Genomic DNA, 22,453 nt, shown 5'->3' with positions numbered 1-22,453 from the left:
CCATCTTCTCGTTGTGACTAGTACTGAACATAGCTCCAAGACTACCTCTTAAGTTAAGAGGGGCGAAGTGTCTGGATCTTCAAGGGGCCAATCTAACTACTACCAGGATGGTTCTTATCTTTATGTGGTGGACCGCCAGCGCACCCTCATCTACCACCCGAACCCGGAGCGCATCGGCCAGAGGATTGGCAAGAACCGGGTGGTGGATGCGGTGCTCAAAGGGCAGGATGGCGCCCAGAGCGTGCTCAACTCCCGAGGCAGCGAGATGCTGGCAGGCTTTGCCCCGGTGGCGGACGCAGGCTGGGGGATAGTGGCCCAGCGCCCCCGCAGCGCCACCCTGGCCGGCCTGGATGAACAGATGCTGGAGATCCTCAAGGGGATGATCCCGGTCACCCTCTTCATTCTCTTCGTCATCTGGCTCTCGGCCACCATCATCGCCAGACCCTTGCGGCAACTGGCCAACCGGGCCGGACTCATGGATCAGCAGGGGGCCGCCACCAGCATCTCGGGGATCCACGCCTGGTATTTCGAAGCGGCCCAGTTGAAGCAGGCCATCCTCAAGGGGCTGGGGCTGCTCAACACCAAGATCGACAAACTGCACACCGACAGCCACACCGATCCCATGACGGGCCTGTTCAACCGCCGGGCCATGCAGCAAATGCTGGACGAGTACGAGGTCGAGCGTCAGCCCCTGACGGTGATTGCCCTGGACATCGATCACTTCAAGGCCATCAACGACCGCTTTGGTCACGACGTGGGGGATGCCGTCATCGTCTCCCTCGCCACCCTGATGCAGCAGGATCTGCGTTCCGATGCCGCCTTGTGTCGAAGCGGCGGCGAGGAGTTCCTGCTGCTGCTGCCCGGGGTCTCCCTTGCACAGGCGCAGAAGATCGCCGAGCGCCTGCGTACCCGGGTGGCGAGCCACGACATGGAGGTAGCTGGCCACATCACCATCTCCCTCGGCGTCGCCCACTGGGGAGCGGATGCCACCAGCATCGCCGCCGTGCTCAAGGAGGCGGACAAGGCGCTCTATGATGCCAAGAGCCAGGGCCGAAACTGCGTGGTGGTGGCCCTGGGCTGATCGGCCCAGGCTTTGCCGGACACCGTTCGGCCATAAAAAAACCCCTGCCATGGCAGGGGTCGGACGGTATCCATGTCAGGAGATCAGAGCGTGACGGCCAGGCTCTCGACCGAGGCGGCGCTCGGGGTCACCAGTACGGGCACCGATTTGGAGGTGGGGGTGAAAGAGCCCTCCCCTATGCTCTCGATGGCCACCAGGGGGTTGGTCTCCGGGTAGTAGGCGGCGATGTTGCCTTTCGGGATCTCGTAGAAGATGACGCTAAAGCCCCGCACCACCCGCTCGCGCCCGTCGTTGCACACCGCACTCATGTCCACCCGCTGCTCCTCGGCGAGCCCCAGCCTCCTGGCATCCTCCTCGTTCATGAAGACCACGTTGCGTCGTCCCTTGATGCCGCGATAGCGGTCATCCATGCCATAGATGGTGGTGTTGTACTGATCGTGGGAGCGCAGGCTCTGAAGCAGCAGCACGGGCTGGTCCACCATCTGCTCCGCGTGGCTGGTGCACTCGGGCAGGATGGAGTCCGGCAAACGGCTCGCCCTGAATTCGGCGCGCCCGCTCGCGGTGTTCCAGCGCAGCAGGGCGGCGCTGTTCTCCAGATGGAAACCGCAGGGCTCCTCGATGCGGCGGTTGAAGTCGCCAAAGCCCGCGATGGTCTCCTCGATGAGATCCCGCAGCAGCCCGTAGTCATCCCGCAGCGCCAACCAGTCCACCCGATCGCTGCCAAGCGTTGCCTCGGCCATGCGGGCCACGATGTCTATCTCGGAGAGACAGAGCGGCGAGACCGGCTCGTTCATCCCGGTGGAGGCGTGCACCATGCTGAAGGTGTCCTCCACGGTGATCTTCTGCACCCCGGAGCGCTGCTGATCGAGCTCGGTACGGCCCAGGCAGGGGAGGATCAGGGCATCTTTTGACACCATGAGGTGGCTGCGGTTGAGCTTGGTGCTGATCTGCACGTTGAGCTCGCTCCTTCGCATCGCTTCATAGGTGAACTCGGTATCCGGCGCGGCGGCTGCCAGGTTGCCCCCAAGGCAGATGAGCACCTTGCTCTTGCCGCCATGAAGGGCTTTGAGGGCCTCGTAGACGTTGTGCCCCGGCGTGCGCTTGAAGCCCACCGGGAAGCGGCGCTCCAGGCGATCGAGGAAGGCGGCATTGGGTTTCTCGTTGATCCCCATGGTGCGGTTGCCCTGCACGTTGCTGTGACCGCGCACCGGACAGAGTCCGGCCCCCGGCTTGCCAATCTGGCCGCACATCAGGTGCAGGTTGACGATTTCGCGAATGGTGTCGACCGAATGCTTGTGCTGGGTGATCCCCATGGCCCAGCAGCTGATCACGCTCTCGCTGCTTGCGAAGATCTGCGCCGCCCGGGTGATCGCCTCCCGACCGAGGCCGGATTGCGCCTCGATCTGCGTCCACTCCGTAGCCTTCACCTGGGCCAGGTAGTCGTCAAAGTGCGCGGTGTGCTGCTCGATGAAGGCGAGATCGATGCGCCCCCCCTCCTCTTCCAGGATGTATTTCGCCATGCCGCGAATGGCCGCCATGTCACCGCCCAGCTTTGGCGTGAGGTACTGGTGGCTGATGGTGGTTGCCGCCGGGGTCAGTAGCTCCGCCGGGCTCTGGGGGCTTGCGAAGCGCTCGAGGGCCACCTCTTTGAGGTTGTTGAAGGTGACGATCTGGCACCCCTGGCGTGCCGCCTTGCGCAGGGCGTTCATCATGCGCGGGTGGTTGGTGCCCGGGTTCTGGCCAAAGACGAAGATGGCTTTGGCGGCGTCGAAATCATCGAGCACCACGGTGCCCTTGCCCACCCCGACGGACTGGATAAGCCCCACCCCGCTCGCCTCGTGACACATGTTGGAGCAGTCGGGGAAGTTGTTGGTGCCATAGAGACGGCCAAACAGCTGATAGAGGTAGGAGGCTTCGTTGCTGGCGCGTCCCGAGGTGTAGAACTCCACCTCGTCGGGGCTGGCCAGGCTCTTGAGTTTGTCGGCGATGAGGGCAAACGCCTGATCCCAGCTCACCGGCTCGTAGTGATCGGTGGCCGGGTTGTAGCGCAGGGGCTCCGTCAGTCGCCCCTGATATTCGAGCCAGTAGTCGCTCTGGGTGGCGAGGCGACGCACCGAATGCTCGGCGAAGAAATCGGCCCCCACCGTCTTGCCGGTGGATTCCCAGGCCACCGCCTTGGCGCCGTTCTCGCAAAACTGGAAGGCCCCCTGCTTGTTGTCACCCCAGGCGCAGCCGGGACAGTCAAAGCCGTCGGTCTGGTTGACCCGCAGCAGGTTCTTGATGTTCTGGCGGGTCTTCTGGCTGCGCAGCACCTGCTTGAAGGTGGACTGCAGGGAGGAAAAGCCGCCGGCCTTGGCCGGTTTCTCAATATGACTGGACATGGGAATCTCCAACGTGATCCTGGGCGCGGGGGCTGGCATAGCAGACCGGGGCATCGGATCGGGGCACATGGATCAGGGTCAGGTTGTACTTCAGGGCCAGTCGCACCGCGAGCTGGCTGGGTGAAGCAAGGCTGATGAGGTGAGCGGCGCCAAATTGCACCGCCTTGTGAATGAGTTCGCTGCCGCAGCGGCTGGTGATCACCAGGGTGGCGGCCTGCACCGGCTGGCGCAGCTGCATGCCGATGAGCTTGTCCAGGGCGTTGTGCCGCCCTATGTCCTCCCGGCAGGCCAGGATCTCGCCGCGATCATCCAGCGCCAGGGCGGCATGAAGGGCGCCGCTCTGGCGGGCCTTGCTCTGCCAGGGGACGATGCGCTCCCGCAGATCCTGCAAAGAGGCGGTGTCGAAGGGGGCACCCGGGGTCAGCGGGGTGAGCACGGGCAACGCATGTTCGATGGCCTCCACCCCGCAGATGCCACAGCCGCTGGCACCGGCCAGGCGGCGCTTGCGCTGGCCAAGCATTGCCAGACAGCGGTTGGCGATGGTGACATCGAGCACGATGCCGTGCTCGGACGGGGTGCTCTGGATATCGTGTACATCGTGGTTGCCCCCGATGATTCCCTCGCCAAACAGAAAACCGATGGCGAAATCGTCGAGATCGTCCGGGGTGGCCATCATGACGGCATGGTTGATGCCGTTGATGTTGACTGACACGGCCACCTCCTCCACCAGCTCATCCAGACTGGGCAACCGTGAATTGAAAGGGATCATGCGAGACGCTTATAAGCTGTATTCGGGCCTCAAGTTTAGATAAGCCGCCGCGCCAAAACCAATGAAACAAATCTATTCGCCGATAGATAACTTCTATTGCCATCGGGATGTCGATTGATTAAATTTGTCGCTCATTGCCTTTGCCTGCTGCCATTACCACGATGAATATCAAGCAGTTGCACTATTTCTACGAGCTGGCCCAGCACCGTCACTTCGCCAAGGCGGCCAAGGCTTGCTTTATCACCCAGCCGACCTTGTCGGCCAGCATCACCGCTCTGGAGAAGTCACTTGGCACCGAACTGGTGGTGCGCAACAGCCAGTTCGTGGCCCTGACCCAGGCGGGGGAAGTGGTGCTGCACCACGCCGAGCGGATGCTGCAGGAGCAGGATGCCATGCGCCAGGAGCTCAGCCTCTTTCGGGGCGGGCTGTCGGGCGCGCTGCGCATCGGCGTAGTGCCCCAGTCGAGCATCGACATCATGCCGCTGCTCAAGGGGTTCAACGACGCCTACCCCAAGGTCGGCCTGCACCTCTGCGTGATGACCCATGCCACCCTGATGGAGCAGCTGGATCTGCATCGCATCGACATCGGGCTCGGCTTTGACGAGTTGCTCACCGAGCATCAGCGCCGGGCCCTCGACGTCCAGCTTCGCCACCCCAACCCCATGGCCCTGCTGGGCCCCCTGCCTGCCCACTGCGCCTCGACCGGGCCGCTGACCCTGGCGGACCTGCAAGATCTCCCCCTGATCCTGCCAAGCACCACCATGCAGTTTCGCCGCTACCTGGACGAGGCCGCCGCCCGCCAGCAGATCAGCCTGCGGGTGGTGCTGGAGACCGACTCCCTGTTCCACTTGGTCAACGGGGTGAGCCACGGCCTGGGCTGCGCCGTGGTCAGCGCCGGCATCGCCGCCACCGCCCAGCAGCTCTTCAAACTGCCCTGCCATCCCCTGAGCGATGCGAGCGCAGGCACCATCGCCTTTATCACCCGAAAACACAGTGTCACCCCCGCCATGAAGGCGTTTCTCGCCAAGGCTGGGGCATGAAAAAGGCAGCCCATGGGGGCTGCCTGCACTGATCAAGGGGGGAACTTGCGCCTCTCCTCGCGTCAGCCTGCCCCTTGCTGTTTGTCCAGCGCCGCGATGAAGGCGCTCGCCAGGGCGTGATCGGAGAAGGGATTCTGGCCTGTGATGAGCTCGCGATCGATCACAACGCCAGGCTGCCAGGGTGCCACGAACTGCATGCTGCCGCCGGCCTGGGCCATGGCCTTCGCCGGGTAGTAGCGCAGCTTGTCACCCCCAAGGGAGCCTTCAAACACCGCCTCTTCCTTGTCGGAGAAGATGGTCATCCTGTAACCGTCGTACATCCACTCTCTGGCGCCGTCCCCCTTGCCTGCAATGACCGACTGCTCGAACCCGGCCGGATCCGTCTGCGCCGCCAGCAGCGCGATGGGGCCGTGGCAGATGGCGGCCGTGGGTTTGTGGTTGTCATGGAAGTGGCGAAGCAGGGTCCCCACCTCGGGATCCTTGGCAAGATCGATGAGGGGCGCGTGGCCGCCGGGAATGAAGAGGCCCGCATAGCGCTCGGGACCGGATGCCAGCACCTCCCTCAGGGAGAGCACCTTGCCGGCGCCAAGCAGCCCCTCCACGACGGCGCCGATGCGCACCATCTCCTGCGGGTTGCCACCAAAGTACTGGGGATCGACGGAGTGTTTGTCGACAACGGGCCGGTTCCCTCTCGGGGTCACCGGGGTCAGGGTATAACCGGCCTCCAGCAGGGCGGCGGCAGGCACCCCCAGTTCATTCTGGTAGAAGCCGGTGGTCAGGCTCTTGCCCCCTTGCAGCGGCAGTTCGGTCTCGCTCGAGAGCAGCACCAGGATCTCGCCTTTCGGGGCGGCGCTGGCCGCAGCGGAGGTCGCCAGCAGCAGTGAGGCCAGCACGGCCTTGAGGGTGTTCTTCATCGTGATCTTCCTTTTGATGGCAGTGATCGATCGGGCGGCCACCGGGCCGCCCTCGATGAGCAATTTACTGATTACCCACGGACGAATAAACTCACTCCATTGAACTTGATTATTTACATAGATGAACATATGTCCCGTGCCTTCGACCCCGTCCAGCTCGGCACCATAGAGCTCTTTTGCAAGGCAGCCGAACTTGGCAGCTTTACCGCCACGGCTCAGGTACTGGGGGTAACGCCCGCCTCGGTGAGCCGCTCCATCCAGCGTCTCGAGGCCAGGCTCGGCGTCAAACTCTTCCATCGCACCACCCGCAGCGTGCGCCTCACCCATGACGGGGAGCTCTATCGGGAGCAGTGCCAGCAGGCCCTCGAGCAGATCGCCGAGGCCGAGCGGGCCATCACCGGTCGCCAGCGCCACCCCAAAGGAGTGCTGCGCATCAGCGTGGGCACCGTCTATGCCCACCACCGTCTGGTACCCCTGCTGCCAGGCTTCATGGCCGCCTATCCCGAGGTCGAACTGGAGCTCAATGTCTCCAACAGGAACATCGACTTCGTGGAGGATGGTTACGATCTGGCCATCCGGCTGGGGGAGCCGCGCGATGGGCGGATCATCGCCCGCAAGCTAGAGGATGCCAGCCTCGGGGTCTTCTGCGCCCCCGATTATGTCGCCCGCCGCCCCGCGCCAACCTCCCTGGAAATGCTGTCGCAACATGATCTGATCCAGTTCATCACCCCGAGCACGGGTCGCCCCTTCCCCTGGCAGTTTGTGGATGAGCAGGGATCCCCTGTCGATCTCCATGTGCACAGCCGCCAGCGGGTGCTGGACGACGTGCTGGCGGGCCTGGGCTGGGCGGTGGCAGGGGGCGGCCTGTTCCAGATCTACCATTTCGTGGCGGCCGAGGCGCTGTTGCAAGGCAAGCTGATCGAGGTGATGACCCCCTTTGCGGGGCGATCCCGCCCCTTCTACGCCCTCTATCCACAGCACCGTCACCTCTCGGCCCGGGTCCGGGCCTTCGTGGATTATCTGCTGGCAGCGGTGCGCCCAGAGGGGTCGCCTGTGCCAGGGGCATATCCCCCTCTTCGTTGACGAGGGCCCCTCATCTGCGTGCCTGCGCCCCCGATACCGGGGGCAAAAAGCAGGTGGCACTCTGGACACAATGGTTGCCTAATTAAATAAATATGCATAAAAATCAATACAGGCAGGGCTCGATATATGAACTCTTCTGCTGTTTGTATGAAGCATCGTGCTGCTGAAAATTTTCTGTGAGCCACCTCCCGCCGTTTAATTCAAGAGCCTATAACCTTGACCCGTACAATAAAAACCTGACGTGTTCCGGTTTATTTCACCATGCATCACAAAGGAGTGTCATATGTATAAAAAAGTGAAACTGGCGAGCATTATCAGCACCCTTATTCTCTCGGCCACTGCATATTCTGCAGAGATGACCGTGGGCTTCTCGCAAATTGGTTCTGAATCCGGGTGGCGAGCTGCAGAAACATCAGTCGCCAAGAGCGAAGCCCAAAAACGCGGCATCATCCTGAAAATTGCGGATGCCCAGCAGAAACAGGAGAACCAGATCAAGGCCATTCGCTCCTTTATTGCCCAGGGGGTGGATGCCATCTTTATTGCCCCCGTGGTACAGACTGGCTGGGAGCCGGTACTGCAGGAGGCGAAAGAGGCCGAGATCCCGGTCTTCCTGCTGGATCGCAATATCACGGTAAAAGATGACGGTCTCTTCATGACCGGGGTCGCCGCCGACAGCGTCCACGAAGGGGAAGTGGCAGCCCAGTGGCTCATCAAGCAGCAGGATGGCAAACCGTGCAACGTGGTGGAATTGCAGGGCACGGTGGGTGCCAGCGTGGCGCTGGATCGCAAGAAGGGCTTCCTCGACACCGTCTCGGCCGTGCCCACCATCAAGATCATCCGCACCCAGTCCGGCGACTTCACCCGCAGCAAAGGCAAGGAGGTGATGGAGAGCTTCATCAAGGCGGAAAATAGCGGCAAGAATATTTGCGCCGTCTACGCCCATAACGATGACATGGCCATCGGCGCCATCCAGGCCATTAAAGAGGCCGGGCTGAAACCGGGCAAGGATATCAAGATCATCTCCATCGATGGCGTGCCGGATATTTTCAAGGCGATGATCGCAGGCGAAGCCAATGCCTCGGTGGAGCTCACGCCGAATATGGCGGGACCGGCCTTCGATGCCCTGCTGGCCTATAAGAAAGATGGCACCCTGCCCCCCAAACATATCAAGACGGAGTCCAAACTGTTTGAGCCCGGGAATGCCGAGGCGCAGCTCGAGCTGAAAAAAGACATGGGTTATTAATCCCGCTCCCCCGCCAGACTGTCACATAGCGCGCCATATAAGTGATTGAACGTGTATGGCGCGCTATATCGGAGAGCCAATGTTCATGTCAGAGAACACTCACGATGTCGTATTGAATGCCCGCGGAATATGCAAGACGTTTCCCGGAGTACGAGCCCTGCATCAGGTGGACTTCTCCCTGCGCCGGGGAGAGATCATGGCGCTGCTCGGCGAGAACGGGGCCGGCAAGTCCACTTTGATCAAGACCCTCACCGGTGTCTATCAGCGAGACGCCGGCCGTATCGAACTCGATGGCGTCCCCATCTCCCCGACGGACACCGCCCATGCCCAGCGTCTGGGGATAGGCACCGTCTATCAGGAGGTCAACCTGCTGCCGAACATGTCGGTGGCGGACAACCTCTTCATCGGCCATGAGCCCCGCCGTTTCGGCTTCATCGACCGGGGCGCCATGACCCGGCAAGCCAGCGCCATCATGGCCAGCCACGGCTTCGAGATGGATGTCACCCTGCCCCTCGACCACTACTCGGTCGCCATGCAGCAGATCGTGGCCATCGCCCGGGCGGTGTCCCTCTCCGCCAGGATCCTGATCCTGGACGAGCCCACCGCGAGCCTGGATGCCAGCGAAGTCCAGATGCTCTTCTCCCTCATGACGCGCCTGCGGGATCAGGGGGTGAGCCTCATCTTCATCACCCATTTTCTCGATCAGGTCTACGCCATCAGCGATCGCATCACAGTGCTGCGCAACGGCGAGCTGGTCGGCACCCGCGACACCCAGGCACTGCCACAACTGGAGCTAGTCAAGATGATGCTGGGACGCGAGCTGGACGACAATGCCCTCAAGCGGGCGGGCAAGACACTGCGCAGCAACCAGCCCATGGTGTCGTTCAGGGACTATGGCAAGCGGGGAGTCATCGCCCCCTTCAGTCTCGACGTCATGCCCGGGGAGATAGTGGGCCTCGCCGGCCTGCTCGGGTCCGGTCGTACCGAGACCGCCGAGCTGATGTTCGGCATAGTGCCGAGCGACAGCGGCGAGTGCCGGGTGCGGGACAAGCCGGTGACCATCCGCTCTGCACGCCAGGCGGCCGCCAACGGCTTTGGTTTCTGCCCGGAGGATCGCAAGAGCGCCGGCATCATCGCCTCGGCCTCGGTGCGGGAGAACATGGTGCTGGCCCTGCAAGCCCAGCGGGGCTGGTTGCATCCCCTGTCTCGCAAGGAACAGGACGAGATCACCGCCCGCCTCATCGAACAGTTGGCCATCAAGACCCCGGGACCGGAGCAGCCCATCCAGTTTCTCTCCGGGGGCAACCAGCAAAAGGTGCTGCTCGCCCGCTGGCTGCTCACCAAACCCCAGTTCCTGATCCTGGACGAGCCCACCCGGGGCATCGACGTGGGGGCCCACGCCGAGATCATCCGCCTCATCGAATCCCTCTGCGCCAACGGGCTGGCCCTGCTGGTCATCTCCTCCGAGCTCGAGGAGCTGGTGGGCTATGCCGATCGGGTGATCGTCCTTCGTGACAGAAAACAGGTGGCAGAGCTTGCGACGGACGCCCTGAGCGTCCCTGCCATCATGAACGCCATTGCATGTGAGGCCTGATATGACGTCATCCATCCTCCCCCTCACCAAGGGGTCGCGCGCCCGCAGAGAGTGGCCCACGGGCTCGGCCCAGTGCGCCGCCCTGGTGTGCGTGCTGCTCATCAATGCCCTGGTCGCCGACAACTTCTTCGCCATCCACATCCAGGATGGGCGGCTGTTTGGCAGCCTCATCGACATCCTCAACCGCTGTGCCCCGGTGGCCCTGCTCTCCCTCGGCATGACGCTGGTGATCGCCACCGGCGGCATCGACCTGTCGGTGGGCGCCGTCATGGCCATCAGCGGGGCCACCATGGCCAGCCTGGCCACCGGCGGTCACAGCCTGCCGGTCATCTTCGCCGCCGTCATCGGGGTGGGCCTTCTGTGCGGCCTGTGGAACGGCCTGCTGGTGGCGGTGTTCAAGATCCAGCCCATCGTCGCCACCCTGATCCTCATGGTGGCGGGCCGGGGCATCGCCCAGCTCATCACCGAGAGGCAGATCATCACCTTCAACAACGACGCACTCGCCTGGATCGGCAGCGGCTCCCTCTTCTATCTGCCCACCCCGGTCATCATCACCCTGGGCATGGCGCTGCTGCTCTGGCTGCTGACCAAGCGCACCGCCCTCGGCCTCTTCATCGAAGCGGTGGGGATCAACATCAAGGCCGCCAAGAACGCCGGGCTCAACACCCCCATGGTGGTGATCGCCACCTACCTGTTGAGCGGCATGATGGCCGCCGTCGCCGGCATGATAGTCGCCGCCGACATCCGGGGTGCCGATGCCAACAACGCCGGGCTCTGGCTCGAGATGGACGCCATTCTGGCGGTGGTGATAGGAGGCACCTCCCTGATGGGGGGGCGCTTCAACCTCGCCCTCTCCCTGATCGGCATACTGATCATCCAGGGGGTGAACACCGGGATCCTGCTCTCCGGCTACCAGCCCCAGTGGAACCAGATCGTCAAGGCCCTGGTGGTGCTGGCGGTGCTGGTCATGCAGTCACCGGCCCTCAACCACCTCTTCCAGCGAGGGACTCGCCATGTTTAAACGCAACCTCCCCCTGATGGTGACCATCATGGTCTTCGTGCTGGGCTATCTGCTCTGCCTGGCCTCCTTCCCAGCCTTCATGTCCACCCGCATCATCTGCAACATCCTGACGGACAACGCGTTTCTGGGAATTGTGGCGGTGGGCATGACCTTCGTCATCCTCTCGGGGGGCATCGATCTGTCGGTGGGGGCCGTCATCGCCTTCACCGGCGTGCTGCTGGCAACGCTCATCGGGAAGCTGGGCGTCAGCCCCGTGCTGGCCATCCCTCTGGTACTGGTGCTCGGAGCAGGCTTTGGCGCCCTCATGGGCTGGCTGATCGACACCCTGAAGATCCCCGCCTTCATCATCACCCTGGCGGGCATGTTCTTCCTGCGGGGGGCCAGTTTTCTCATCTCCGAGCAGTCCCTGCCCATCGATCATCCCACCTTCACCTACCTGTCGAGCCTATCGTGGAAGATACCGGGGGGCGGTCGCCTGAGCCTGCTGGCCCTCATCATGCTGGCGGTGGTGGTCTTCGGCATCCTGCTCGCCAACCGCACCCGCTTTGGCAACAACGTTTACGCCATCGGCGGCAACACCACCTCGGCGGCCCTGATGGGGATCTCGGTGCGCCACACCACCATTCGCATCTACCTGCTCTCCACCACCCTGGCGACCCTGGCAGGCATCGTGTTCGCGCTCTATACCTCGGCGGGCTATCCGCTCGCCGCCGTCGGGGTGGAGCTCGATGCCATCGCCGCCGTGGTCATTGGCGGCACCCTGCTGAGCGGCGGGGTGGGTACCGTCTTCGGCTCCCTGTTCGGGGTGCTGATCCAAGGGTTGATCCAGACCTACATCAACTTCGACGGCACCCTCAGCTCCTGGTGGACCAAGATCATCATCGGCCTGCTGCTGTTCAGCTTCATCGCCCTGCAGCGCCTGCTGATCCTGGTCTCGGAACACCGCAAGGCCAACAAGCCAGGTCCCTTCAAGCGCCAGGTTGCCGCCCAGCCCGAGTGAGGTATCAGCAAGACTCTGGTGGCAGAAGATAACGCGGGCAAGGCGCTCCCGTGCGCCCTCCCCGCCTGGCCATAGCAGGTCCGGCGCAGAGGATGGGGAGGCAGCGGGGGCGCTCACAGGGCCCGCCCCCAGCCTCCCGCACGCCCCTTTGAGGGGTGACACCGTCTTTGGAGGGCACTCAGGTCAATCGCGCCACCAGGGGCTGCCCTCATGGGGGCTCAGCACCTCCAGAGGCTCCCCCATGACAGGCGTGGTCAGGGGGATCTGTTGCTCGGCAGCCAGTCGGGCAATCTGCTCAAGCGGATCGTTCCAGCGGTGCATGGCCAAATCGAAGGTGCCGTTGTGCACCGGATAGAGCCATTTCCCCCCAAGATCGTGAAACGCCTGCGCCGTCTGAGCCGGGAGCATGTGCACCAGCTCCCAGCGCTTGTCGTAGGCCCCAGTCTCGAGGAAGGTCACGTCGAACGGACCGTAGCGCCTGCCAATCGCCTTGAAACCGTCGAAGTAGCCGCTGTCACCGCTGAAGAAGAGGTTGACCCCCTCGCCGCGAATGACCCAGGAGGCCCAGAGGGTCTGGTTGCCGTCCCCGAGGCCACGACCGGAGAAATGCTGGGCCGGAGTCGCTACCAGGGTGACACCGCCCACTCGGGTCTGCTGCCACCAGTCCAGTTCGCGGATCTTCTCCTTCGCAATTCCCCAGGCCATGAGGCGCGCCCCCACCCCGAGGGGCGTGATGAAGTGGCCGACCTTCTCCTGCAGCGCCAGTATGGCCCCGTGATCGAGATGGTCGTAGTGATCATGGGAGAGGATCACCCCCTCGATGGGAGGCAGCGCCTCCAGGGTGATGGGCGGCTGATGCCAGCGCTTGGGGCCGAACCACTGCACCGGTGAGGCCCGCTCGCTGAACACGGGATCCGTCAGCCAGAACGTGCCCTGCAACTTGAGCAGCAGAGTGGAGTGGCCGAGGCGCCACACGCTGTTGTCCGGCGCCGCGATGAGCCCCTCCCGGGTCATGACCTGTACCGGAATGACGCGATCCGGCACCGTGCCCCCAGGCTTGGCGAACAGGAAGTCCCACCAGAGCCTGGCCCCTTCCCAGAGGCTTCGCGCCTGGGGTGTCACGGCATTGTTGAACCGGCCCCCCTGATATTGCGAGGAGTCCGGGTGTTCGGGCAGGCCCGGTTTGAGTAGAGATGCGATCATGCCAATCATCAGGGATCCTTTGAGCAACCACAGAAAACGGCGCCCCTCAGGGGCGCGAAAAGAGGCTGACGGGATCTGCATTCATGCCACGCCTGTCAGCCTGGTCTCTGGTGAGTCGAGAGCAGCCCCTGCACGGGGCCGCACCTTCCATAAAACAGAACGGGAGAGCCGCACGGTATGAAACCGGTTCCCGACATCTCCAATAACGGCAAGATAGCCTGCCCGGGCTCCCGCCACCAGAGGGGTTCGCGTTGCCGCGTGGCCCCGCCATGGTGTCGCGTCACGCACATGGCCTCACCTGCTCTGCCGGCGCCAACAACAAAAGGAGGCCACAGATGGTGCAGCCAGGGCTGCGGCTCTATCTCGCCTCCCAACGATCAATTTCATCGAGCATCTGCTCAGGGGTCAGCTGGCGGGTCATCCGTCCTCGCAGCACATGGCGATGGGTGAAGGATTTGGCGCCACGGGCCATCACCTTGGCCTTGAGCGCCGCGATGTGCTCCTCGCCGAAGTGGCTGTTGTAGGTGTTGAACAGCACCACCTCCTTGCCATCGAAACGGTTGTGCTCGATGAAGGCCCAGATGGGCGGCGCCGGGCTGTAGAGCCAGACCGGGGAGCCGAGCCATAGAGTATCGAACGGACTCAGATCTAGGGTTCGCGGCACTATATCGGGCAGGGCCTCCGGTGTACTTTTCAAGGCGTTCGCATCGCCGAGGGCTTTCACCAATCCTCCGGGGCCGAGCCGATAGGCAGGGGCATCCAGCGCAAAGAGCCGGGCTCCGAGCCGGTTTGCCAGGTGGCGGGCGGCCAGCGCCGTATTGCCCGAGCGGGAGAAATAGACCACAGCCGTGCGGGGGCTCGCCACCTGCGGGCTCTCTGCCTCCAGCCCTGCAAGTTCATAAACCTGCCGACGCTCGATAAAGGAAACCGCCAGCAGCACGACCACCACGGCGGCGGCCAGCGCTCCAAGGGTGATAAATATCCAGTTCATCATCCTTGTCCTCACATCACATAAAGTACGGCTTGTCGCCATCGCTGCCGGGTTGGTGGATGCCAAGGTTCTCCCCTGCATGCAGCTCGGGCGAGACCAGGATCCGGGTGATGAGATCTCCCACGCTCCTGCGCGACACCACAGTGCCCTGGAAGGGCTGGCCCTTGGCGGTCAGTGCGTAATCCACTTCATCCTCATCGGTCAGCCAGGCCGGGCGCAAGATGGTGTAATCGAGCCCCGATGCCTCGATGGCGTCTGCCGCCCATCGGTAAGGTTTGAGCTCCTCGCCGATGATGCCGCGATTCCACTCGCCGAACTTGCCGGGCACCTCGTCGTAGATCCCAAGGGACAGCACGAAGACCAGGCGCTTCACTCCGGCGGCCTGCATGGCGGCGATGACCGCCTGGGCCTGCTTGTCCAGGTTGTCGCCACTGAGGTTGGCGTAGACGGTGTCTTGTCCTGCCATCGCCTCCTTGAGCAGTGGCTTGTCCAGCACACTGCCGATCACCACCCTGGCGTTGGCCGGCTCACGGCCGCTCAACTTTTTAGGGTCGCGCAGCAGCAGGGTCTGGCGGATGTCGCCCTGCCCGGCGAGCCCCTTGACCACCCACTGGGCTATCTGGCCGCTGGCGCCGAGGATCAGCATGTTTCGCATATCGATTGACCTTTCGTTTGTCTTATCAATGGGTGGGGGATGCCCCACCGCGGGATCACAGGGTGCGCTGGAAGAAGGGCACCACGCTTGCCATGGCGATGGCCACCGGCTCGGCTTTGTCGTAGAGATCGTAATGGGACCAGCCTTCGGCCACGACCATGTGCTTGTCGGTGGAGGCGGCGCGGCCGTAGATCTCCCAACCGTCCCGATAGGCGCCAAAGCCCCCTGCCTTGTCGCCGATGACCACCATCAGCGGCTGGGTCAACAGTACCTCGGCGTGGAGGAAGGCATCCCATCCCATGGCGGCGCCGGTGAAGGACATCAGCTGGCGGGTCGTACCATGGGGCTGCTGACCGCGCGCCGTTTTGTAGTACTCGGTGGCCTCCAGCACGTCGATGTCGGTGATGCCTGCCGCGGTGGCCGCTGCCACTGACGCCGGCAGCAGATCCGCGGGCTCTGTGGCGTCACCTTGTGCCTGCGCCGTGCGCATCCGGGCGATACCCTGGGCCAGCTCAAGAGGCTTGAACTGGGCGAAGCCTTCGCGGATCAGGCGGCCATAGTTGACCCCGGTGATGGAGACCAGCGCCTTGAGGCGGTGATCCGTGATGCCCGCATGGATGGTGTAGGCGCCGCCGCCGCACACGCCGATGGCGCCGATGCGATCGCTGTCTACGTAAGAGAGGGATTGCAGGTAGTCCACCGCGAAGCGGATGTCGGAGACCCGAATGGCCGGATCCTCGATAAAGCGCGGCTCACCGCCGCTGGCGCCCTGAAAGCTGGCGTCGGGCACCAGCACCACGAACCCCGCCGCGGCCAGCCCCTTGGCGTAGACATTGCCAGCGGTCTGCTCCTTGCAGCTGCCGATGGGGTGGGTGCTGACGATGGCCGGATAGCGTTTTTGCTCGTCGAAATCGGGCGGCAGGTAGAGGTCGGCCGCCGTCTGCCAGCCCAGGTTCTGATAGGTCAGGTTCAATACATGGCTCATGATGATGTTCCTCGATAAGCGAGAGGGGCCTCCCCCTCTCGCGGGCCGATTAGTTCAGGGTTCGCAGGAAGAAGGGGGCCAGCTTGGCGACGGCCTCGTCGACATAGCGGGGAACATCGTAGAGGGACATGTGATTGGCACCCTCCACCACATGCAGGGTCTTGTCTGTGCTCGCGGCGCGCGCCAGCAGGTCGTCGCTCATCCACTTGCTGCCAGCCACACTGCCTGCCACCGCCAGGATCGGCTGGGTCAGGAAGGCCTCGGCCTTGTGATAGGCGTCGTAGGTGATGATCTGGTTCAGGTTGCGGGTCAGGGCAAAGCCCGGCGCGTTGGGGTGCTCGCAGCGCGGGGTGTGGTAGTACTCCCAGGCTTCGCGCAGCTCCTCGTTGGGGGCATCCTCTTCACGCAGGGGGGCCAAGGGGATGGTGGCGTAGCCGCTACCGGCCGTATCCGTGGTGCGGGCCTGGGAGCCGAACGCCAGATAGCCGGTGGCATCGGCATCCTTGACGCTGTTGCCCCAGCCATTGCGGAACATCTGGCCGATGTTGACCGCGCTGACCATGCCGAGCGCCTTGATGCGGCGATCCTGGATGGCGGCATTGGCGCTGTAGCCAGCACCGGCGCAGATGCCCATGGCCCCGATCCGGTTCTCGTCGACATAGGGCAGCGTGGTCAGGTAGTCCACCACGGCGCTGACGTCCTCGGTGCTGACATGGGGGTTTTCCAGCTGGCGCGGCTCGCCCGAGCTCTCGCCCTGATAGGAGCGGTCAAAGGCGATGGCGATAAGCCCCTGCTCGGCCAGCTTGCTGGCGTACAGACCCGCAGTCTGCTCCTTCACGCCGCCGCCGGGGTGGGAGACCACGACCGCCGGGTACTGCTTGCGCTCATCGAAGTGCGGTGGGAGGTGAACGATGGCGGCCATAGTGATGCCTTGGCCGTTGCGATTGGGGAAGGTGACATGTGACATGGTCGGGCTCTCCGTTAGGTTCAGGGTCGTCATGCTTGACGCGAGTTCGAGCTAATAGTAGTAAGACAATTGAACTAGATATACGCACCTATCCAGACATGACTGATTAGCCAGGCTAAACAAATGCCCATAGAACCTTCACTTGTCGCCTCACTGACGTGGTTTGCCCACATCGCCCGCCATCGCAGCTTCACCAAGGCCGCCACCGAGATGGGGGTGACCCGCGCCGCCCTCTCCCAACACCTGAAAGGGCTGGAGCAGCAGCTGCAGGTACGGCTGCTCAACCGCACCACCCGCGACATGTCGCTGACCGAGGAGGGGCAGCGCTTGCTGGATGTGCTGCAACCCTCCCTCACGGCCATCGAGCGGGTGGTGAGCGAGCTCAATGACTCCCACCTTGAGCCCTCTGGCCTTATTCGCATCAACAGCTCGCGCATCGCCGCACGGCTGCTGATCGAGCCGCACATGGGAGAGTTTCTGGCGCGCTATCCGAAATTGCGGCTGGAGCTGGTGATGGCGGACGGTTTTTCCAACATCATCGCCGACGGGATGGATGCCGGCATTCGCTTGGGGGAGAGCCTGGATGAACACGTGGTGGCGGTGCCCATCACCCCACCTTTGACCATGGCCATCGTCGGTGCCCCCGACTATTTCAGGCAGCATGGCACGCCGCAGACCCCGAGCGAGCTCACCCGGCACAACTGCCTGGCCTACCGCTTCACCTCGAGTAGCACCATCGACCGCTGGTCGTTTACCTCCCCCGATGAGGAGCAGCACACCCAGATCGTCGATCCCAAGGGCAACGCCGTGTTCAACGACGACGACAGCATGCTGCAGGCGGCCCTGCAGGGGGTGGGGTTGGTCAAACACCTGGATCTGCGGGTGCGCCAGCACCTGAGTGACGGCTCACTGGTGCGGGTGCTCGTCCCCTGGTGCCCCCCCTTCCCGGGGTTTTATCTCTATGTGCCGTCGCGGGCCCAGATGCCGGCCAAGATCCGGGCGCTGATGGATTTCCTGATCGAGAAGCGAGCACAGCTGGCCTGATGTCACTGCGCCGGTCGTTGCCCGTCAGGCCAGCAAGTGGTTGACGCACCACCAGTCAAGTGCTCGGGGTTGCCGACGGTCTGACGCTTTCCAGCGCTTGGCCGTGGCGTACGGCAAGCTCTTCTCTTTCGAAAAGGGGTTGTAGCGTGATGAGAACAAAGAGGATGCAGTGGCAATAGAGGCCACGGGAAGTGACTGGGGGAAAGCATGATCTCAAGGGGACAGTGCTGAAGATCAAGAGAACATTTGCGCTGGACTCCAGAGCTACCTTGCGGTCGCACCTGATAGCTTGCGACAGAGAATCGGAAATATGGGATGAAGACGCCAGACTCATCCACATCAAGTGGATGACCAAGAGGTCTGAAGGGGGTTGTTAGCTGTAACTTGTTGAATGGCAGAAACAAGTGGTGGCCCTACCAGCCACATCCCGGCACTCGAGTCCCCCGCCTTGGCTGCTACCTTCCGGTCCTGACCAGGTCGACGGGTTATCAATGCGAGCCCAAATAAATCAGGCACTTGGGGATGGAACTGATTGCCATCACAGTGTTCTGAAACCTCAACAAGCGAGAATCCGCCGCAAGTACGGTCATCCACATCAAGTGGACATGCTTAAATTGGTAACAAACAGGCCAATCCTACCCGCCCTCTCCCATACACTGCAAGCACCTCATTACAGGCCCCTTCCCCTCCCTCAGAAGCTCAACAATCAACCCAATATTGAGCAAAATGAAATCTAATGGTAACTTTGGGTCTCACTTAAACCCGAGGTGACATATGGCTACGAACACAGGCAAAGGCTATCGACAAGGTTCCGTCAACGACCGTACCCAAGTTCAGAACCCGGTTAATGGGAACTGGACGAAACGCGATACGGATAGCGGCAAGTTTATCGAGCAGAAACAAGGTGGGGAGCCCTTCAAAGGGGTAGCCAAAGAAACCGACAACCGCCGGAAGTGAGTTCATCGATGACCGACCAGTGTTCTTGTGGCCAGCCCCTCAACCATTCAGTTGTGTTCCATCAAAACGGGCAGAAACTCAAAAGCTGCCCGAACTGTTCAGAGCAGGCTGGCGTTCATGTGTTCTATCGGGCAGGAGAATTCGGATTCAGACGGATGGCTGGTGTAACCAGGATACAATCATGGTGCCGTGGTTGCCGAGCCAAGCACCGCTACCGGCTTGATGCCTTGCATACCTGCTAAAGAAAAGGAGCTCTGATGTGAGCTCCTTCAAGTCTACTAGGCTAGAATCGCCACTGCCGGAAACAGCAGAAGCAAATGGAACACCAACAGGATCGGGGTAGGATAGCCCTGTGCCTTCCCTAGCGCCTCTTTCGCCTCTTCTGCAAGGTTATCGCTGTTACGGTAACTGGGAATCAGGAAGAGCAGAGCCAAGCCAATGTAGACCATGACTTGGCTGGCCAATATCAAGGAGTCATAGCCTAGCTCCGACAGAAACTCTGATGTTTTGAGTCCAACGTCATAGCCGAGGCCAAGATCATTGGATAGTCCATAAATCCTTGCAAAGTGTGCAGAACGTTCAATGCTGATGAACCATCCGATCACGAATCCTGTCGCAGTCATCGCAACAGTAGCCACACCGATCATGCGGCTCAGCGGGTCTGTGAGTACGGCAGCCTGGAGACGCTTTTCGTAGCCAATAAAGACCAGAATGGCCCAGTGCAGAGTACCAACTACAACAGTGCCCATGATGATCCCAAGCCCTGCGTTGTAGTTAATGCTCATCCCCATACGAGGCAGCAGAAACTGCCAGGCGAGCACGAGAAGTGCCGTCAGCCACAACCCCCACAGGTGAGCCCTCAGCATGCCCGAGAGATAGGCGTTATAACTGCAGATCCCGCCCCGCAGATAAGGGTTGTTGTTGACCTCGCTTGAATTGGACGGAAGTTCTAGTCGCACAGATTGCTTTAGCCAATCGCGATAGCGGGCCCACTTACCTGCGACCTGTGCCGATGCAGTTTCCCGCTGCTCGAAGAACCGGCCGGACTCTTGTTTCGTCTTCTCTTGTTCCATGTCGTTTTCCTTGTTGTCAAAACTATTCATTCGCCAGACAGTCCACGCAAGATCCGCTGCACACTGGAGAGACTGATCCCCGTTCGACGTGCGATTTCGGCCTTGGCTAGTCCCCGTTCAGCGAGTGACAGCACCTCCTCCCCTTTAGCCATGGCGGTCGGCTTGCGACCTTTGTAGACCCCACGCTGTTTTGCCATAGCAATCCCTTCTGCCTGACGCTCCAGCATCAGCTCCCGCTCAAACGTGGCGATGGCACCGATCATGGTTAACATCAGTTTTCCGGTAGGTGTCGAGGTATCGATACCCAGATTCAAAATCCTCAGAGCAACCCGCTTAGCGTGCAGGTACTCCGAGATCTCCAACAGGTGGCGAGTGTTGCGAGCCAAGCGATCCAGCTTGGTCACCATCACCACGTCTCCCTCACGAACAAAATCCAGCATCAACGCGAGCTGCGGGCGGTCATCCTTTGCACCGCTCACCTTCTCCCTGAATATCTTGCTGCACTCGGCCAGAGCCTGAAGCTGGGCATCCAGGCTCTGCCCCACAGTGCTGACACGTGCATATCCCACCAGTGCCATGGTCTCCTCCTGGTCAATAGGGCAAGGTACACTGACGCGACCGGTCAGAAGGTCGAAAGGAACCCATATGACCGGCAAAAAGTGGCACTTTCGCTCGCGTCACACGGGCTTGGTCTATTGACCTGTGCCAGTGATACAAATGAAAACGGGCCGCTCCGTGATGGAGGGCCCGCAGGGGTAGTCAACCAGATAGCTCTGGCTGCTTTATCTATTGGTCATGCAGGGTGCCGACTGGGGGATCTCAATGACGCGTCGCTCCGCCCGGCATCCGCAATACCTTGGCCAGCTCCTCAGCGTGAGCCTTGTCACGGGCGATTAGGCGAATCATCAGGGTTCCCCCTGCAATGGCAACCAGAGTCACCGAGGTCAGGATCATTTTGTTCATGGGTAGTCCTCTTCGTTCATGTTGTAGAAGTGTGGCGGCATGTAGCGGGCCATCATCGCGTTGACGATGACAGACGCGAACGCCGTCAGGGCTGCCTTCAAGGCGTCCAGCAGCAAGGTTTTCATGAAGTCATTCATAGCGATTACTCAGGGGTTATCTTCAGGCGGTAGACCTCCATCCGGTGATAGTCGAGAAAGTTCCTCTCCCAAAGCCGGTAGAGGTCCATGGTGGTGGCCAGCGGCCGCTCTCCACACCAGAGCTGTGAGCCCAGCCCGGCGTTGAAGTCAAAATCGAGATCCTTGACCAGCTCGCCACCGAGGTAAGTGAACTCGGTGACGTAGGCCATCCCCCAGCTACCAGCCCGTTTTTCCAGACGGATTTCGACCGGACGGTAACCACCAGTGTCGGCGGAATAATCGGGACTGCGGAAGTTGAGGGTCAGGGCAGTGGCATTGGGGTGGAGGTCGATTAACTTGGCGAACAGGGCCTGTAGCGGTTTGGATGGGGTCATAGCAGCCCCCTGTCGGCAAACGAGACGATGTCGTGCTGTCCCACCACAAAGTGGTCGAGCACTCGCACATCTACCATCTCGAGCAGATCCTTGAGACGAACAGTGACAGCCTTGTCGGCGTCGGAGGGGTCGACCATACCGGAGGGATGGTTGTGGGCCAGTATGACCGCTGCGGCGTTTCTGTTGAGGGCCGCCTTGACCACCTCACGGGGATGAACAGTGCCCGCATTGATGGTGCCAAAGAACAGCTCTTGGTAATCGATCAGTCGGTGTTGATTGTCGAGCAGCATGACGGCGAACACTTCCCGCTCGTACTCCCCCATCTTGAGCCGAAGGAAATCTGCTGCCGCTTTGGGCTGAGTGAAGGCGTGGCCCAGATGCCGCTGTCGGCTCTCCAGAATGGCCAATGCCTGATTGATGATGTGATCACTCTGTCCGAGGTGATCATCATAGTGGTGTGACATAACAGTAACCTCGCGTCGTTTGGGTACACGAGTTACTTATGCCAGGGGGCTTGGCTGTTATTGAATCCGAACGGGACTGGTATAAGGGGTGCAGGGGCCCACATTCACCTATGAGCCCTCTTAGAAATTTTTAGACGGATTTCACGGTTTTTCCTTTTATGACGCGATATGTTTCCACTCGTGGTCAAAAAGGAGGAATTAAAACTCACTTGAGGCCAATTCTTAGCAATATCGTCTCGTTTTGTGTGAAGGAGAACACCAGTGGCAGCTACTCATTTTATCCCCGCTCAGCCCAGTGAGTACGGTTACATCATTGTCGAACCAAATGACAACGGAGAAACGACCCTTGAGCGTTACCCATTGCTCGGGTACGCCGTCAAGATTACAGAAGGTGAGTCAGAAGACTTCAAGATACAGACTAGATTGGCCCCTTGAAGATCCAGACACTTCGCCCCTCTTAACTTAAGAGGTAGTCTTGGAGCTATGTTCAGTACTAGTCACAACGAGAAGATGG

23 protein-coding genes and 1 other RNA gene are annotated in these 22,453 nt (G+C 61.5%); 9 read left to right on the top strand and 15 right to left on the bottom strand.

The window, feature by feature from the left end; all coding sequences use genetic code 11:
* Positions 1-67: 67 nt before the first annotated feature.
* A complete protein-coding gene (locus AB5Y54_RS00300) occupies positions 68-1,081 on the top strand; it encodes a diguanylate cyclase (protein ID WP_368153043.1) in 1,014 nt (337 codons plus the stop codon).
* A gap of 83 nt (positions 1,082-1,164) precedes the next feature.
* On the opposite strand, the gene AB5Y54_RS00295 is transcribed toward AB5Y54_RS00300, so the two are convergent.
* Together AB5Y54_RS00295 and fdhD are read right to left on the bottom strand one after the other, a co-directional pair.
* Entirely contained in the window at positions 1,165-3,462 is a 2,298-nt protein-coding gene (locus tag AB5Y54_RS00295; protein ID WP_010674611.1) for an FdhF/YdeP family oxidoreductase, read from the bottom strand.
* Complete coding sequence (gene fdhD, locus AB5Y54_RS00290; protein WP_029314473.1) at positions 3,446-4,231, bottom strand: formate dehydrogenase accessory sulfurtransferase FdhD; 786 nt, start codon at positions 4,229-4,231, stop codon at positions 3,446-3,448. The genes AB5Y54_RS00295 and fdhD overlap by 17 nt, the downstream gene beginning before the upstream one ends.
* Positions 4,232-4,392: 161 nt before the next feature.
* Here fdhD and AB5Y54_RS00285 point away from each other — a divergent pair, with 161 nt between their 5' ends.
* Positions 4,393-5,271 carry a LysR family transcriptional regulator gene (locus AB5Y54_RS00285; RefSeq protein WP_128273174.1) on the top strand — a complete coding sequence of 293 codons (879 nt, stop codon included), beginning with the start codon at positions 4,393-4,395 and terminating at the stop codon, positions 5,269-5,271.
* 62 nt (positions 5,272-5,333) lie between these two features.
* On the opposite strand, the gene AB5Y54_RS00280 is transcribed toward AB5Y54_RS00285, so the two are convergent.
* Positions 5,334-6,185, bottom strand: coding sequence for a type 1 glutamine amidotransferase domain-containing protein (locus AB5Y54_RS00280; RefSeq protein WP_319903992.1), 852 nt, complete (start codon positions 6,183-6,185; stop codon positions 5,334-5,336).
* A 129-nt stretch (positions 6,186-6,314) separates the two neighbouring features.
* Here AB5Y54_RS00280 and AB5Y54_RS00275 point away from each other — a divergent pair, with 129 nt between their 5' ends.
* The 5 genes from AB5Y54_RS00275 (at position 6,315) to yjfF (ending at position 12,126) form a co-directional block, all read left to right on the top strand.
* Positions 6,315-7,268, top strand: coding sequence for a LysR family transcriptional regulator (locus AB5Y54_RS00275; RefSeq protein WP_210600949.1), 954 nt, complete (start codon positions 6,315-6,317; stop codon positions 7,266-7,268).
* A 283-nt stretch (positions 7,269-7,551) separates the two neighbouring features.
* Positions 7,552-8,511, top strand: a complete 960-nt coding sequence (gene ytfQ, locus AB5Y54_RS00270; protein WP_275873484.1) for a galactofuranose ABC transporter, galactofuranose-binding protein YtfQ — start codon at positions 7,552-7,554, stop codon at positions 8,509-8,511.
* Positions 8,512-8,596: 85 nt separating this feature from the next.
* Entirely contained in the window at positions 8,597-10,105 is a 1,509-nt protein-coding gene (gene ytfR, locus AB5Y54_RS00265; RefSeq protein WP_201972167.1) for a galactofuranose ABC transporter, ATP-binding protein YtfR, read from the top strand.
* 1 nt (position 10,106) lies between these two features.
* Complete coding sequence (gene ytfT / locus AB5Y54_RS00260; RefSeq protein ID WP_368153039.1) at positions 10,107-11,126, top strand: galactofuranose ABC transporter, ATP-binding protein YtfT; 1,020 nt, start codon at positions 10,107-10,109, stop codon at positions 11,124-11,126.
* Positions 11,119-12,126: a galactofuranose ABC transporter, permease protein YjfF gene (yjfF, locus tag AB5Y54_RS00255; protein WP_368153037.1), complete on the top strand. Its 1,008-nt coding sequence runs from the start codon at positions 11,119-11,121 to the stop codon at positions 12,124-12,126. Before ytfT ends, yjfF begins: the two co-directional genes overlap by 8 nt.
* A gap of 183 nt (positions 12,127-12,309) precedes the next feature.
* Here the strand turns inward: yjfF and AB5Y54_RS00250 are convergent, their stop codons facing one another.
* The 5 genes from AB5Y54_RS00250 to AB5Y54_RS00230 all read right to left on the bottom strand — a co-directional run bounded on the left by AB5Y54_RS00250 (position 12,310) and on the right by AB5Y54_RS00230 (position 16,927).
* Positions 12,310-13,329 (bottom strand): MBL fold metallo-hydrolase, encoded by a 1,020-nt coding sequence (locus AB5Y54_RS00250; RefSeq protein WP_234035437.1) that lies wholly within the window; start codon positions 13,327-13,329, stop codon positions 12,310-12,312.
* 358 nt (positions 13,330-13,687) lie between these two features.
* On the bottom strand, positions 13,688-14,320 hold the full coding sequence (locus AB5Y54_RS00245; protein WP_319903989.1) for a hypothetical protein: 633 nt from the start codon (positions 14,318-14,320) through the stop codon (positions 13,688-13,690).
* 16 nt (positions 14,321-14,336) lie between these two features.
* On the bottom strand, positions 14,337-14,975 hold the full coding sequence (locus AB5Y54_RS00240) for an SDR family oxidoreductase (RefSeq protein ID WP_319903988.1): 639 nt from the start codon (positions 14,973-14,975) through the stop codon (positions 14,337-14,339).
* A 55-nt stretch (positions 14,976-15,030) separates the two neighbouring features.
* Positions 15,031-15,960: an alpha/beta hydrolase gene (locus AB5Y54_RS00235; protein ID WP_319903986.1), complete on the bottom strand. Its 930-nt coding sequence runs from the start codon at positions 15,958-15,960 to the stop codon at positions 15,031-15,033.
* Positions 15,961-16,009: 49 nt separating this feature from the next.
* On the bottom strand, positions 16,010-16,927 hold the full coding sequence (locus tag AB5Y54_RS00230; protein WP_319903984.1) for an alpha/beta hydrolase: 918 nt from the start codon (positions 16,925-16,927) through the stop codon (positions 16,010-16,012).
* 123 nt (positions 16,928-17,050) lie between these two features.
* Here AB5Y54_RS00230 and AB5Y54_RS00225 point away from each other — a divergent pair, with 123 nt between their 5' ends.
* Positions 17,051-17,971 carry a LysR family transcriptional regulator gene (locus AB5Y54_RS00225; protein WP_319903982.1) on the top strand — a complete coding sequence of 307 codons (921 nt, stop codon included), beginning with the start codon at positions 17,051-17,053 and terminating at the stop codon, positions 17,969-17,971.
* 411 nt (positions 17,972-18,382) lie between these two features.
* Here AB5Y54_RS00225 and ffs read toward each other — a convergent pair.
* An RNA gene (gene ffs, locus AB5Y54_RS00220) (signal recognition particle sRNA small type) lies at positions 18,383-18,476 on the bottom strand.
* A 269-nt stretch (positions 18,477-18,745) separates the two neighbouring features.
* On the opposite strand from ffs, the gene AB5Y54_RS00215 reads away from it, so the two are divergent.
* Positions 18,746-18,928, top strand: a complete 183-nt coding sequence (locus AB5Y54_RS00215; protein WP_021230269.1) for a hypothetical protein — start codon at positions 18,746-18,748, stop codon at positions 18,926-18,928.
* A gap of 278 nt (positions 18,929-19,206) precedes the next feature.
* On the opposite strand, the gene AB5Y54_RS00210 is transcribed toward AB5Y54_RS00215, so the two are convergent.
* The 6 genes from AB5Y54_RS00210 to radC all read right to left on the bottom strand — a co-directional run bounded on the left by AB5Y54_RS00210 (position 19,207) and on the right by radC (position 21,939).
* The gene (locus tag AB5Y54_RS00210; protein ID WP_368153033.1) at positions 19,207-20,001 is read right to left on the bottom strand and encodes a hypothetical protein; all 795 of its coding nucleotides are present in this window, start codon (positions 19,999-20,001) and stop codon (positions 19,207-19,209) included.
* Positions 20,002-20,027: 26 nt separating this feature from the next.
* Positions 20,028-20,579, bottom strand: a complete 552-nt coding sequence (locus AB5Y54_RS00205) for a recombinase family protein (protein WP_060389232.1) — start codon at positions 20,577-20,579, stop codon at positions 20,028-20,030.
* 241 nt (positions 20,580-20,820) lie between these two features.
* A complete protein-coding gene (locus AB5Y54_RS00200) occupies positions 20,821-20,964 on the bottom strand; it encodes a hypothetical protein (RefSeq protein ID WP_005345168.1) in 144 nt (47 codons plus the stop codon).
* Complete coding sequence (locus tag AB5Y54_RS00195; RefSeq protein WP_021230273.1) at positions 20,961-21,101, bottom strand: hypothetical protein; 141 nt, start codon at positions 21,099-21,101, stop codon at positions 20,961-20,963. The genes AB5Y54_RS00200 and AB5Y54_RS00195 overlap by 4 nt, the downstream gene beginning before the upstream one ends.
* A 5-nt stretch (positions 21,102-21,106) precedes the next feature.
* Entirely contained in the window at positions 21,107-21,475 is a 369-nt protein-coding gene (locus AB5Y54_RS00190; RefSeq protein ID WP_368153030.1) for a DUF2787 family protein, read from the bottom strand.
* Complete coding sequence (gene radC, locus AB5Y54_RS00185) at positions 21,472-21,939, bottom strand: DNA repair protein RadC (RefSeq protein ID WP_368153028.1); 468 nt, start codon at positions 21,937-21,939, stop codon at positions 21,472-21,474. The genes AB5Y54_RS00190 and radC overlap by 4 nt, the downstream gene beginning before the upstream one ends.
* Positions 21,940-22,453: the final 514 nt, after the last annotated feature.

This window comes from Aeromonas sp. s9, from assembly GCF_040907765.1.
In the GTDB taxonomy this organism is placed as follows: domain Bacteria; phylum Pseudomonadota; class Gammaproteobacteria; order Enterobacterales; family Aeromonadaceae; genus Aeromonas; species Aeromonas caviae.
This window is presented reverse-complemented; position numbering and strand designations above follow the sequence as displayed.